8 protein-coding genes are annotated in these 11423 nt (G+C 72.3%); 6 read left to right on the forward strand and 2 right to left on the reverse strand.

What is annotated here, in order from left to right:
- Positions 1 to 12: 12 nt before the first annotated feature.
- From BLU42_RS05895 to BLU42_RS05905, 3 genes are all read left to right on the forward strand, one after another.
- Positions 13 to 2022, forward strand: a complete 2010-nt coding sequence (locus BLU42_RS05895; RefSeq protein WP_231918465.1) for an APC family permease — start codon at positions 13 to 15, stop codon at positions 2020 to 2022.
- Between the two features lie 176 nt (positions 2023 to 2198).
- Entirely contained in the window at positions 2199 to 3443 is a 1245-nt protein-coding gene (locus BLU42_RS05900; protein WP_231918566.1) for a class I SAM-dependent RNA methyltransferase, read from the forward strand.
- A gap of 265 nt (positions 3444 to 3708) precedes the next feature.
- A complete protein-coding gene (locus BLU42_RS05905) occupies positions 3709 to 6555 on the forward strand; it encodes an aconitate hydratase (RefSeq protein ID WP_091073660.1) in 2847 nt (948 codons plus the stop codon).
- Positions 6556 to 6630: 75 nt separating this feature from the next.
- Here BLU42_RS05905 and BLU42_RS05910 read toward each other — a convergent pair whose 3' ends face one another.
- Both BLU42_RS05910 and BLU42_RS05915 read right to left on the reverse strand, forming a co-directional pair.
- Positions 6631 to 7083 carry an HIT family protein gene (locus BLU42_RS05910; protein ID WP_231918466.1) on the reverse strand — a complete coding sequence of 151 codons (453 nt, stop codon included), beginning with the start codon at positions 7081 to 7083 and terminating at the stop codon, positions 6631 to 6633.
- A complete protein-coding gene (locus tag BLU42_RS05915) occupies positions 7080 to 8123 on the reverse strand; it encodes a Gfo/Idh/MocA family protein (protein WP_091079563.1) in 1044 nt (347 codons plus the stop codon). The genes BLU42_RS05910 and BLU42_RS05915 overlap by 4 nt, the downstream gene beginning before the upstream one ends.
- 119 nt (positions 8124 to 8242) lie before the next feature.
- Here BLU42_RS05915 and BLU42_RS05920 point away from each other — a divergent pair, with 119 nt between their 5' ends.
- From BLU42_RS05920 to BLU42_RS05930, 3 genes are all read left to right on the forward strand, one after another.
- Complete coding sequence (locus tag BLU42_RS05920; RefSeq protein ID WP_091073661.1) at positions 8243 to 8614, forward strand: hypothetical protein; 372 nt, start codon at positions 8243 to 8245, stop codon at positions 8612 to 8614.
- A gap of 135 nt (positions 8615 to 8749) precedes the next feature.
- Complete coding sequence (gene dxs / locus BLU42_RS05925) at positions 8750 to 10669, forward strand: 1-deoxy-D-xylulose-5-phosphate synthase (protein ID WP_091073662.1); 1920 nt, start codon at positions 8750 to 8752, stop codon at positions 10667 to 10669.
- Positions 10670 to 10740: 71 nt separating this feature from the next.
- Positions 10741 to 11418: an NADPH-dependent F420 reductase gene (locus tag BLU42_RS05930; protein ID WP_091073663.1), complete on the forward strand. Its 678-nt coding sequence runs from the start codon at positions 10741 to 10743 to the stop codon at positions 11416 to 11418.
- Positions 11419 to 11423: the final 5 nt, after the last annotated feature.

An 11423-nucleotide genomic window follows, 5' to 3' on the forward strand; every position in this document is an offset into this window, starting at 1 on the left:
GAGTCGCTGCTCGTGGTCCGACTCCGGGAGCTGAGCAAGCGGCTGCTCATCGGTCGCAAGCTCTCGTCCACCCAGCTGGGCGAGACGCTGCTCCCCAAGCGCATCGCGCTGCCCGTGTTCGCCTCGGACGCGCTGTCCTCCGTCGCGTACGCGCCCGACGAGATCCTCATCACGCTGTCGCTCGCCGGGCTCGCCGGCTACGCGTTCTCGTGGAAGATCGCGATCCTCGTCGCCGTCGTGATGCTCGTCGTCGTCGCGTCCTACCGCCAGAACGTGCGCGCCTACCCCTCGGGCGGCGGCGACTACGAGGTCGCGACCGTCAACCTCGGGCCCAACGCCGGTCTGACCGTGGCCAGCGCGCTGCTCGTCGACTACGTCCTGACCGTGGCCGTGTCGATCTCCTCGGGCATCCAGAACGCCAAGTCGGTGCCCTTCCTGCACTTCCTCGACGGCCACGAGGCGCTCGCGGCCGCCTTCGTCGTCATCCTGCTGGCCGCGCTCAACCTGCGCGGCGTCCGCGAGTCCGGCGGGCTGTTCGCGGTCCCGGTCTACTGCTTCATGGGCGGCGTGCTGCTCATGGTCGTCTGGGGGCTGTTCCGCATCCTCGTGCTCGGCGAGCCGCTGCGGGCCGAGAGCGCGCAGTACACGATCGAGCCCGAGCCGCGCTACGCCGAGTTCGCCGGCTTCTGGATGGTCGCGCTGCTGGCCCGCACGTTCTCCTCCGGCTGCGCGGCGCTGACCGGTGTCGAAGCGATCTCCAACGGCGTGCCGGCCTTCAAGAAGCCCAAGAGCAAGAACGCCGCGACGACCCTGCTGCTGCTCGGCACGGTCGCGGTGACGATGGTCATCGGCGTCATCGTGCTGGCCAACCTGACCGGCGTGCGGCTGATCGACACCGGCCGGTCGCACTACCTGCTCAACGGCCAGCGCGTCGACGTCATCGAGAAGACCGGCATCGCCCAGCTGGCCGACGTCGTCTTCAACGACTTCCGCCCCGGCTTCTACTTCGTCGTCGCGGCGACCTTCATCATCCTGTTCCTGGCCGCGAACACGGCCTTCAACGGCTTCCCGGTCCTCGGCTCGATCCTGGCCAAGGACGGCTACCTGCCCCGCCAGCTGCACACCCGCGGCGACCGGCTCGCGTACAGCAACGGCATCGTCGTGCTCGCGACCCTGGCGGTCGTGCTGGTGGTGGCCTACCGCGCCAACGTGACGTCGCTGATCCAGCTCTACGTCGTCGGCGTCTTCGTCTCGTTCACCGTGAGCCAGACCGGGATGCTGCGGCACTGGACCCGGCACCTCAAGACCGAGCGCGACCCGGCGACGCGCAAGCAGATGAAGCGCTCGCGCGTCATCAACGGCATCGGGCTGACGATGACCGGGACCGTGCTGATCATCGTGCTGCTCAGCAAGTTCGCCCAGGGCGCCTACATCGCCATCATCGCGATGGCCGTCATCTTCGTGCTGATGAAGGCGATCAGCCGCCACTACGCCCACGTCGCCGAGGAGACCGCGCTCGTGCCCGGCGAGGACCGGATGCTCCCCGCCCGCGTCCGCGGCGTCGTCCTGGTCAGCAAGCTGCACAAGCCGACGATGCGGGCGATCGCCTTCGCCAAGGCGTCGCGGCCGAGCTCGCTCGAGGCGGTGACCGTGTCCGTCGACGAGGAGGAGACCGAGCGCCTCGTCGAGCAGTGGGACGAGGCGGGCATCCCGGTGCCCCTGCGCGTGATCGCCTCGCCCTACCGCGAGGTCACCACGCCCGTCCTGCGCTACGTGAAGGGCCTGCGCACCGAGAACCCGCGCGACATCGTCACCGTCTACATCCCCGAGTACGTCGTCGGGCACTGGTGGGAGCAGATCCTGCACAACCAGAGCGCGCTGCGCCTCAAGACCCGCCTGCTGTTCACCCCCGGCGTCATGGTGACCTCCGTGCCCTTCCTGCTGCAGTCCTCCGACGTCGCCAAGCGCCGCCTGCACCGCGAGACCGAGGCCGAGCAGTCGCGCCGCAGCTACCTCCAGTGACCGAATCGACGACCCCTGAGCCTGCACCGGTCACGACCTCCGGGCAGGATCCGGTCACGACTGGTGAACCTGACCCGGCCACGACCTCGAGACCCGACCCGACCACGACCCCTGAGCCTGTCGAAGGGCGCCCTTCGACAAGCTCAGGGAACGTGGTCAAGAGCGTGCGCGGGGACCTGGTCGAGAGCGTGCCCGGGGACGTGGTCGGGCCCGTCGTCGTCGGAGCAGTCGCTCATGGCGGCCACTGCGTCGCCCGGCTCGACGTCGGCGACGGCGGGCCCGGCCGGGTGGTGTTCGTCCGGCATGCGCTGCCGGGGGAGCGGGTGCTGGTCACCCTGACCGACACGAGCCACGACCGCTTCTGGCGCGGGGACGCGACCGAGGTGCTCGAGGCCTCGCCCGACCGTGTCGTGCCGCCCTGCCCGGTCGCCGGGCCCGGGCGGTGCGGGGGCTGCGACTTCCAGCACGTGGCCCTGCCCGCGCAGCGCGGGCTCAAGACCGCCGTCGTCGCCGAGCAGCTGCAGCGGCTCGCGGGCCTCACCTGGGAGGGGGAGGTCGAGGCGGTCCCGGTGCCCGGGTCGGACGTGGACGACGGTCTCGGCTGGCGCACCAGGATGCGCTACCACGCCGACGCCGGCGGCCGGTCCGGCCTGCGGCGGCACCGCTCGCACGACCTGGTGGTCGTGCCCGACGGCGGCTGCCCGATCGCCTCGCCGCGCACGCCGGCCGTGGTCGACCGGTCCTGGCCGGCCGGGGCCGAGCTCGTCGCCGCGGGGACGCCGACCGGGTCCGCGCTGCTCGTCGCGGGCACCGGGCCGGAGACCACCGGCGACGCGACGCCCGAGGGCGGGTTGACCGAGGTCGTGCGCGGACGGGCGTACGCGGTCCCGCCCGACGGCTTCTGGCAGGTCCACCCCGCCGCGGCCGACGTGCTCGTCGGCGCCGTGCTCGACGGTCTGCAGCCGCGGGCGGGGGAGCGCGCGTTCGACCTCTACGGCGGCGTCGGGCTCTTCGCCGGCGCGCTGGCCGACGCCGGCTGCCAGGTCTGGGGGCTCGAGTCGGGCCGCGCCGCCGTCGCCGCCGCCCGACGGAACCTCGTCGACGCCGGCAAGCGGGCCCGCTTCACCGCCGACCGCGTGGAGCGCGGGCTCGCCCGGCTGCCCGGCGTGGTCGACCTCGTCGTCCTCGACCCGCCGCGCACCGGTGCCGGTGCCCAGGTGGTGCGCGACGTCCTGGCGCGGCGGCCGCGCGCGGTCGCGTACGTGGCCTGCGACCCGGCCGCCCTGGCCCGTGACCTGGCCACGGCGGCGAAGCACGGCTACGAGGCGACGAGCATCCGCGGCTTCGACCTGTTCCCGATGACCCAGCACGTGGAGTGCGTGGCGATTCTTTCTGCCTCCGCTTCGCTGCGGCGCGCCTGACGCTGCGCTGTCGGCCTCCGCTCCGCTCCGGCGCGTCCCGCGCTCTGGCCCGATGCCTTCCTCCTCGCGGGCGGACGGAAAGACGTGTCCGCCCACTCGTCGTCCAGGCACCGGCGCGCGGGACGGCGGTGGTCGGGGTCCTCGTGGTCAGGCGACCCTTACCCGCCGGTCCGAGGCCGGGTGGGGGAGGCTGGTCGCACGACCAGGACGCTGGTCCGTGCGTGATATCTTGACGTCAAGATACTTTGCGAGGCGAGGAGGCCGGATGAGTAACCCGACGAGTGTCGACAGCTTCGGGGCGAAGGGGTCCCTGCAGGTCGGCGAGCAGTCGTACGAGATCTTCCGGCTGGACGCCGTCGAGGGCTCCGAGACGCTGCCCTACAGCCTGAAGATCCTGCTGGAGAACCTGCTGCGGACCGAGGACGGCGCGAACATCACCGCCGACCACATCCGCACGCTGGGCGGCTGGGTGGCCGACGAGGACCCGTCCCACGAGATCCAGTTCACGCCGGCGCGCGTGATCATGCAGGACTTCACCGGCGTGCCGTGCGTGGTCGACCTGGCCACCATGCGCGAGGCGATGGCCGACCTGGGCGGCGACGCGAGCAAGATCAACCCGCTGGCGCCGGCCGAGCTGGTCATCGACCACTCGGTGATCGCCGACGTGTTCGGCACCGCCGACGCCTTCAGCCGCAACGTCGAGATCGAGTACGGCCGCAACCGCGAGCGCTACCAGTTCCTGCGCTGGGGCCAGACGGCGTTCGACGACTTCAAGGTCGTCCCGCCCGGCACCGGCATCGTGCACCAGGTCAACATCGAGCACCTGGCGCGCGTCGTCTTCACCCGGGACGGCCAGGCCTACCCCGACACCTGCGTCGGCACCGACTCGCACACGACGATGGTCAACGGCCTCGGCGTCGTCGGCTGGGGCGTGGGCGGCATCGAGGCGGAGGCCGCCATGCTCGGCCAGCCCGTGTCGATGCTCATCCCGCGCGTGGTCGGCTTCAAGCTGAGCGGCACCATGCCCGAGGGCGCGACGGCGACCGACCTCGTCCTGACGATCACCGAGATGCTGCGTCAGCACAAGGTCGTCGGCAAGTTCGTCGAGTTCTACGGGCCCGGCGTCTCGGCCGTGCCGCTCGCCAACCGCGCGACCATCGGCAACATGAGCCCGGAGTACGGCTCGACCATCGCCGTCTTCCCGATCGACTCCAAGACGACCGACTACCTGCGCCTGACCGGCCGCGACGAGCAGCAGATCGCGCTCGTCGAGGCGTACGCGAAGGAGCAGGGCCTCTGGCACGACGACGACCGCGAGCCGCGCTACTCGGAGTACCTCGAGCTCGACCTGTCGACCGTCGTCCCGAGCATCGCCGGCCCGAAGCGGCCCCAGGACCGCGTCGTGCTCACCGAGGCCAAGCAGGGCTTCCGCGAGGCGCTGAAGGCGTACGTCGACGACGAGCCCGTCCCGGCGCCGTCGGCCACGCCCGACCAGCACGCACCGAACGTCGACGCCTCGCCCGCGCTCAACGGCTACGACGAGTCGGTCTCGGAGACGTTCCCGGCGTCCGACCCGGTCAGCTCGAGCGAGAGCGGCGAGAGCGACCCGCACGAGTTCGGCAACGGCGTGCCCGCCGACATCGGCCGGCCCAGCCGCCGGACGAAGGTCACCCTCGACGGCCAGACCTTCGAGCTCGACCACGGCGCGGTGACCATCGCCTCGATCACCTCCTGCACCAACACCTCCAACCCGAGCGTGATGATCGGCGCGGCGCTGGTGGCCAAGAAGGCCGTCGAGCGCGGCCTCACCCGCAAGCCCTGGGTCAAGACGACGCTGGCGCCGGGCTCCAAGGTGGTCACCGACTACTACGAGCGCTCGGGCCTGACGCCCTACCTCGACAAGATCGGCTTCAACCTCGTCGGCTACGGCTGCACCACCTGCATCGGCAACTCCGGGCCGCTGATCCCCGAGGTGAGCCAGGCGGTCCAGGACAGCGACCTCGCCGTGGTGTCGGTGCTCTCGGGCAACCGGAACTTCGAGGGCCGGATCAACCCGGACGTCAAGATGAACTACCTCGCCTCGCCGCCGCTGGTCGTCGCATACGCCCTGGCCGGGACGATGGACATCGACCTGGTGAACGACCCGCTCGGGACCGACGAGCACGACCAGCCGGTCTACCTGCGCGACGTGTGGCCGACCGAGGCCGAGATCGACGAGATCGTCGGGGCCTCCATCGGCGCCGAGATGTTCGCCGACTCCTACTCCGACGTCTTCGCCGGCGACCAGCAGTGGCAGTCGCTGCCGACGCCGGAGGGCGACGTCTTCGAGTGGGACCCTCAGTCGACGTACGTGCGCAAGCCCCCGTACTTCGACGGCATGCCGGCCGAGCCGGTGCCGGTCACCGACATCGAGGGCGGCCGCGTGCTGCTCATGCTGGGCGACTCGGTGACCACCGACCACATCTCGCCGGCCGGCTCGATCAAGGCCGACGGTCCCGCGGGGAAGTACCTGAGCGAGCACGGGGTCGAGCGTCGCGACTTCAACTCCTACGGCTCGCGCCGCGGCAACCACGAGGTGATGATCCGGGGCACGTTCGCCAACATCCGCCTGCGCAACCGGCTCGCGCCGGGGACCGAGGGCGGCGTGACCCGCGACTTCACCGTCGAGGGCGCCCCGGTGACCACGGTCTACGAGGCCTCCGAGCACTACCTCGCGGCGGGCACCCCGCTCGTCGTGCTGGCCGGCAAGGAGTACGGCTCGGGCAGCTCGCGCGACTGGGCGGCCAAGGGCACCGCGCTGCTCGGGGTCAAGGCGGTCATCGCCGAGTCGTACGAGCGGATCCACCGCTCGAACCTGATCGGCATGGGCGTCCTCCCGCTGCAGTTCCCGGAGGGCCAGAACGCCGAGTCCCTCGGGCTGACGGGGGAGGAGACCTTCTCCTTCACCGGCGTCACGGCCCTCAACGACGGCACCACGCCCAAGACGGTGCACGTCACTGCCGGTGACGTCGAGTTCGACGCGGTCGTCCGCATCGACACCCCCGGGGAGGCGGACTACTACCGCAACGGCGGGATCATGCCGTACGTGCTGCGCTCGCTGCTCAAGCGCTGAGCCTCGACTCTCCGTCCGACGGCCGGTCACCCGCGAGGGTGGCCGGCCGTCGGCGTCTCCAGGGCCGGTCGGAGGTCACCCGGCCGCGAGCGCCTCGCGCAGCAGCGTCCCGTACGCGGCCCGCTCGCCCTCGGCGTAGCGCTTGCGGGGCCAGAAGAAGCCGCGCAGCCCGTCGCCCTTGGTTCGCGGCACCACGTGCACGTGGAGGTGGTGGACGGACTGGCTGACGACGTTGTTGACCGCGACGAAGGTGCCCTGGGCGCCGAGCGCGGCCTCCTGCGCGCGGGCCACCCGTTGCGCCGCCGTCAGCAGCGGGGCCATCCCGTCCACGGGCAGGTCGAGCAGCGTGTCCGCGTGCCGCACCGGGCACACGAGCGTGTGGCCGAGGAAGAGCGGATGGATGTCGAGGAAGGCGACCACGTCGTCGGTGCGCAGGACGACCTCGGCCTCGAGGGTGCCCCGCACCACCTGGCAGACGACGTCGTCGTGCTCGTCGGCGCCTGTCACCTCCAGCGGGGCCGGCGTCACGCGGAGGCCACGGTGCCGTGGCGCCGCGGCATCCCGGCCGCGTCGTAGACCGCGTCGACCAGGGCCATGCTGGCGACCGCGTCGTCGGCGCCGCTGCGCATCGGGGTGCCCTCGCGCACGAGGCGGACGAAGGCCTCGAGCATGTGGCTGTAGCTGCTGCGCACGCCCGTGCGCTCCACCACCGGGTCGGTCCCGACGCGGGTGACGACGACGCGGTCGTCCTGCTGCGGCTTGACGAAGTTCGGCGCGTACGCCTCGCCGCGGGTGCCGACGAGGCGCAGCGAGAAGTCGACGTCGTGGTGGGTCATGCTCGACTCGACCCGGGCGGGGACGCCGTCGGGCAGCTCGAGGTCGGCGCTCATCCAGGCGTCGACACCCGGGTGGTCGGGGTGCTCGCCGCCGACCGCCCGCAGCACCCGGGGCTCCCCGCCGCGCAGGTCGGCCAGGTCGCGCACGGCGCGCAGGGCGTAGCAGCCGACGTCCATGACCCCGCCGCCGGCGAGGTCGGCCGACCAGCGCGGGTCGTCCGGCGCGGGCGGCGGCATCAGCATCCGGGCCTCGACCAGCTGCAGGTCGCCGATCTCGCCGGACTGCGCCAGCTCCAGCATGCGGGCCGTCAGCGGGTGGTAGAGCTGGTGGAACGCCTCGACCACGGGCACACCGGCCCGTGCCGCCGCGTCGCGCACCTCGCGGGCCTGCGCCGCGTCGTCGGCGAAGGGCTTCTCGGTCAGCACCGGCTTGCCGGCGGCGACCGCGGCCAGGTTCCACGGCCCGTGCAGGGCGTTGGCCAGGGGGTTGTAGACGGCCTCGACCTCCGGGTCGTCGACGAGGGCCTGGTAGTCGGCGACCACGCGCTCGACGCCGTGGCGCCCGGCGAACGTACGGGCCCGCTCCTCCGACCGAGCGGCGACGGCGACGAGGCGGACGCCGAGCTCGTGCGCGGGGCGCACGACCGCCTCCTCGCTGATCCGGGCGGCCCCCAGCAGACCGAGCCGCAGCGGCTCCGACGAGGCCGAGGGGGACGATGTGGACGTGGTCACGAGGTGGCTCCTGAGGACGGGGGACCGGTACGCGAGGACCGTACCGGCCCGGTCCGACACCGAGACGGGCGCGTCGACCGGCCCTTGTGTATCGAACACGTGTTCGATAACGTCGAACCATGACGACGCTGGTGGTGCCTCCCGGGTGGCCCGAGACCGTGCGGCCTCCCGGAGCGCCGGACTGGGAGCGGACGGCGACCGCCTACCTGCTCGACTGCTGCCCGCCCGACTTCCGCGGCTACCGCGTGCTCCGGCACCACCCGCTCGTGCTGGCGCAGTTCGCCGAGCAGTTCGTCGAGGGGCAGTGCCGCGCGGTGCAGGAGGGCCTGGCCGCCGTGCGCACGACGCTCAAGGGGGAGGTGCGCCCCGACGTCGTCGAGACCGCGGCGGAGATCTGGCTCGAGCAGGGCGCCGCGCTCGTGCGCACCCGGCGCGCGGTCGGGTTGATCGCGCAGGCGCTGCGCGGCCGCACCTTCCTGGCCCGGCTGTGACGGCTCCCCGGGCGCGCCGCCTGCACGCCGGTGCCGCCCGGTGGCTGGCGCGGCTGGTCTGCCGGGTGGCCGGTATCACCGGCACCCCGGGCGTGGAGGGGCGGGGCCTGCCGGTCCGGCCCCTATCCTGGGAGCATGGTGACCGCCTCCGACGGCCTGCTGCGTCAGGTCCAGAGCCCGGCGGACCTCAAGGCCCTCGACGAGGCGCAGCTGCCGCAGCTGGCGGCCGAGATCCGTGCCTTCCTGATCGAGAACGTGAGCCGCACCGGCGGCCACCTGGGGCCCAACCTCGGGGTCGTGGAGCTCACGATCGCGCTGCACCGGGCCTTCGACTCGCCGAGCGACCCGATCGTCTTCGACACCGGTCACCAGAGCTACGTCCACAAGATCCTGACCGGGCGCCAGGACGCCTTCCCGTCCCTGCGGCAGAAGGGCGGCCTCTCGGGCTACCCGAGCCGGGCGGAGTCCGAGCACGACTGGGTGGAGAACAGCCACGCCTCGACGGCGCTGTCGTACGCCGACGGGCTGGCCAAGGCGATCCGCCTGCAGCACCGGTCCGGGACGGTCCTCGCGGTCGTCGGTGACGGTTCGCTGACCGGGGGCATGGCCTGGGAGGCGCTGAACAACATCGCCGAGTCGACCGACCTGCCGCTGGTCGTGCTCGTCAACGACAACGGACGCTCCTACACCCCGACCGTGGGGGGTCTGGCCAAGCACCTGACCAGCCTGCGCACCGACCGACGCTACGAGCAGGTGCTCGACATGGTCAAGCGCGGCGTCAGCAAGGCCCCCGTGATCGGCAGCACCGCGTACGACGTCCTGCACGGGGTCAAGAGCGGGCTCAAGGACGTGCTGGCGCCGCAGGGGCTCTTCGCCGACCTCGGGCTGAAGTACGTCGGCCCGGTCGACGGGCACGACGTCGTCGCCGTCGAGCAGGCGCTGACGCAGGCCAAGCAGTTCGGCGGACCGGTCCTGGTGCACTGCCTGACCCGCAAGGGCAACGGCTTCGAGGCCGCGGAGGCCCACGAGGAGGACCGCTTCCACGCGGTCGGCAAGATCGACGCGGTGACGGGCCGCCCGCTCGGCGCCCCGGGTCCGCAGACGTGGACCGACGTCTTCTCCGAGGAGCTGGTGCGCCTGGGCGCGCGCGACGAGCGGATCGTCGCCATCACGGCGGCGATGACCTACCCGACCGGGCTGCACCGCTTCGCGGCGGCCTTCCCCGACCGGTTCTTCGACGTCGGCATCGCCGAGCAGCACGCGGTCACCTCCGCCGCGGGCATGGCCATGCAGGGCCTGCACCCGGTCGTGGCGGTCTACGCGACCTTCCTCAACCGCGCCTTCGACCAGCTGCTGCTCGACGTCGCCATGCACCGCTGCGGCGTCACCTTCGTGCTCGACCGGGCCGGCGTCACCGGGCCGGACGGCGCGAGCCACCACGGCATGTGGGACATGTCGCTGGCCCAGCTCGTGCCCGGCCTGCGCCTGGCCGCGCCGCGCGACGCCCCCCGCCTGCGGGAGGCGCTCGACGTCGCCGTGCAGGTCGACGACGCCCCGACCGTCGTGCGCTACTCCAAGGAGGCCGTGCCCGACGACATCCCCGCCGTCGAGGTGGTCGACGGCCTCGACGTGCTGCTGCGCGCCGACACCGCCCCGCCGCGCGTGCTGGTCGTCGGCTTCGGCCAGCTCGTCGGCACCGCCCTCGAGGTCGGGCGCCGCCTGGTCGACCACGGGGTCGGCGTGACGGTCGTCGACCCGGTCTGGGCCCTGCCGGTGAACCCCGCCCTGCTGCGGCTCGCCGGAGAGCACGAGCTGGTCGTGACCGTCGAGGACAACGGCGTGGTCGGGGGCTGCGGCGCCCGCCTGGCGCAGGAGCTGCGCCGCGCCGGCGTGTCCACCCCGCTGCGCGAGTTCGGCGTCGAGCAGGAGTTCCTCGAGCACGGCGCCCGTGGCGAGCTGCTCGCCCAGCTCGGCCTCGCGCCGCAGGACATCGCCCGGACCGTCGTCGAGGCGATCGTGGCGCAGGAGTCCGACGTGGAGACCGCGCGCCACTGACGGTCGGCACCGACGTTCGGCGTGGTCCCGTCAGGAGGAATAGCCGACCTATCGGCCCGGTTGTCGAAGGCATGACCACGATCGGACTCATCGGCAGCGGAAACATCGGCAGCGCGGTCGCGCACCTGGCGGTCGACGCCGGCTACGACGTCGTCGTCTCGAACTCCCGGGGGCCCGAGACGCTCTCCGACCTCGCCTCCTCCCTCGGCGAGAAGGCGCGCGCCGGGACCACCCAGGACGCGGCGCAGGGCGACCTCGTCGTGCTGACGATCCCGCTGGGCAAGGTGGACTCACTGCCCGCCGACCTGCTCGACGGCAAGGTCGTCATCGACACCTGCAACTACTACCCGCAGCGTGACGGGCGCATCGACGCCCTCGAGGACGGCAGCGCCACCACGACCGGTCTGGTGCAGGCCCACTTCCCGGGTGCCCGGGTCGTCAAGGCGTTCAACAACATCTACTCCGCGCACCTCGACTCGATGCAGCGTCCGGCCGGCGACCCCGACCGCAACACGCTGATGATCGCCGGGGACGACGCCGACGCCAAGGCCCAGGTGACCGCGTTCATCGAGGCCATCGGCTACGACGTCTTCGACACCGGCAGCACGGTCGACAGCTGGCGCTTCCAGCGCGACCAGGCGGCGTACGCGAACGCCTACGCCGAGGGCGGGGACTTCGAGCGGCCGGTCACCCGGAACCGCGACCAGCTGCAGGCGCTGCTCGACCAGGCGGACCCCAGCATCCACTGAGGCCC

Source organism: Microlunatus sagamiharensis, assembly GCF_900105785.1.
GTDB classification, from domain to species: domain Bacteria; phylum Actinomycetota; class Actinomycetes; order Propionibacteriales; family Propionibacteriaceae; genus Microlunatus; species Microlunatus sagamiharensis.

Coding starts and splice junctions, on each gene's coding strand:
- BLU42_RS05905 (WP_091073660.1), top strand. CDS start 3,709: ATGAGTAACCCGACGAGTGTCGACAGCTTCGGGGCGAAGGGGTCCCTG.
- BLU42_RS05920 (WP_091073661.1), top strand. CDS start 8,243: ATGACGACGCTGGTGGTGCCTCCCGGGTGGCCCGAGACCGTGCGGCCT.
- dxs (WP_091073662.1), top strand. CDS start 8,750: ATGGTGACCGCCTCCGACGGCCTGCTGCGTCAGGTCCAGAGCCCGGCG.
- BLU42_RS05930 (WP_091073663.1), top strand. CDS start 10,741: ATGACCACGATCGGACTCATCGGCAGCGGAAACATCGGCAGCGCGGTC.